Raw genomic sequence first — 2,164 nt, 5'->3', positions numbered from 1 at the left:
CGTACGAACTGCTCACCCGCGGTGACACGCTCGGGGTCTTCCAGCTCGACGGCGGGCCGATGCGGTCCCTGCTGCGGCTGATGAAGCCCGACAACTTCGAGGACATCTCGGCCGTGCTGGCTCTCTATCGCCCAGGACCCATGGGTGTGGACTCGCACACCAACTACGCGCTGCGCAAGAACAAGCTGCAGGAGAGCGTCCCGATCCACCCCGAGCTCGAGGAGCCGCTCAGCGAGGTCCTGGGCGGAACGTACGGCCTGATCGTCTATCAGGAGCAGGTGATGGCGGCCGCGCAGAAGCTCGCCGGATTCTCGCTCGGCCAAGCCGACATCCTCCGGCGGGCGATGGGCAAGAAGAAGAAGTCCGAGCTCGACAAGCAGCAGGAGGATTTTTTCGCGGGCATGACCGCGAACGGCTACTCGGCTGCGGCGCAGAACGCCCTGTGGAAGGTGCTCGAGTCGTTTGCTGACTACGCCTTCAACAAGGCGCACACGGCCGCCTACGGGCTGATCTCGTACTGGACCGCGTACCTGAAGGCGCACTACCCCGCGGAGTACATGGCCGCTCTCCTCACGAGCGTGGGCGACGCCAAGGACAAGCTCGCGGTGTACCTCAACGAGTGCCGCCGCATGGGCATCAGGGTGCTCCCGCCGGATGTCGGCGAATCCATCCGCTACTTCGCCGCCGTCGGCGAGGACATCCGCTTCGGACTCGGCGCCGTGCGCAACGTCGGCACGAACGTCGTGGACGCCATCGTCGCGGCGCGCGCAGAGGCATCCTTCGATTCCTTCCACGATTTTCTCGGCAAGGTTCCGATCCATGTCGCCAACAAGCGGACGGTCGAATCCCTCATCAAGGCCGGCGCGTTCGACTCGCTCGGGTCGACCAGGCGTGCGCTCATGGAGATCCACGAGGACGCCTGCGAAGCTGCTGTCGAGGTCAAGCGGAAGGCCGCGACCGGCGCGATCGGGTTCGACTTCGACAGCCTCTACGACGATATCGAGCAGATCGCCCCCGCCAAGGTGCCCGACCGGCCGGAGTGGACCAAGAAGGACAAGCTCGCGTTCGAGCGCGAGATGCTCGGGCTCTACGTCTCGGACCACCCGCTCGCCGGCCTGGAGATCCCGCTCGCGAAGCACGCGTCCACCAGCATCCACGACCTCCTGGTCTCCGAAGATGTGAACGACGGCGACCAGGTCACGGTCGCCGGTCTGGTCACCACCGTGCAGCACCGCGTCGCGAAATCCAGCGGAAACCCCTACGGCATGATCACCGTCGAGGACTTCGACGGCGAGGTCACCGTGATGTTCATGGGCAAGACCTACGCCGAGTTCCAGGCGTCGCTCGTGGCCGACTCGATCCTCGTGGTGCGCGGCCGGGTCTCCCGTCGCGACGACGGTCTGAACCTGCATGCCCAGTCGGCCTTCGTGCCGGATCTGGGGGCGATGGATGCCTCGGGCCCGCTGACGCTCGTGATGCCGGAGCATCGCGCCACCGAGGCGATCGTCGGCGAACTCGCCGAGGTGCTGGCACGGCATCCCGGACGCACCGAAGTGATGCTGCGCCTGCACAAGGGTTCGAGCGCGAAGGTGTTCGAGGTGCCGATGCCGGTGCAGGTGACCGCGGACCTCTACGGCGAGCTGAAGGGTCTGCTCGGCCCGCAGTGCCTGGGGTGAGTGTTCCTCATCCGGGTCTCATCGGCCGTGGGTAGTATCGGGACGGTGCGCCAGGCGTGCAGGAAGGGAACATCGTGACAGACGAACAGCTGGACGAGAATGTGACTGAGGCCGAGCCTGGGACCGAGCCCGCGAGCGTCGCCGAGACGGACCTCGAAGCTCCCGAAGAGCAGTCGGTCGACGTGGCCGCCCAGACGCCGCCGCAGTACGGCGTCGGTCCCTTCTCCATCCGCGAGGTGGCGCTGACCGGGGTGTGGCTCGTCGCGTTCATCGTCTCGTTCTTCTCGGTGAGCCCGCTGCACTTCGAATCGGTCTGGACGGCGGGGCTCACCTGGATCCTCACGATCGCCGTTCCGACGGCCGCCGTCTTCCTCGTGGTGCTGCGCCGCCTGTCGCCCGACGGGATCCGCCGGGTCGGATCGCTCGGAATCGATCAGTTCGCCTCGGTGGCCTTCTCGGTCTCTGCGGGCACGTGGCTCACATACATG

The 2,164-nt window shown here is 66.4% G+C and carries 1 protein-coding gene and 1 pseudogene; both read left to right on the top strand.

The window, feature by feature from the left end; all coding sequences use genetic code 11:
* On the top strand, positions 1–1,676 hold a 1,676-nt coding region (gene dnaE, locus AC1DVT_RS19730; RefSeq protein ID WP_477391037.1), incomplete at its 5' end, for a DNA polymerase III subunit alpha.
* 74 nt (positions 1,677–1,750) lie between these two features.
* A pseudogene (locus tag AC1DVT_RS19725) lies at positions 1,751–2,164 on the top strand (hypothetical protein); the annotation flags it as partial.

Source organism: Microbacterium sp. P2_F9 (genome assembly GCF_056403635.1).
Note: the sequence above shows the minus strand (reverse complement) of the source record. Positions and strands in the feature narration are given on the sequence as shown.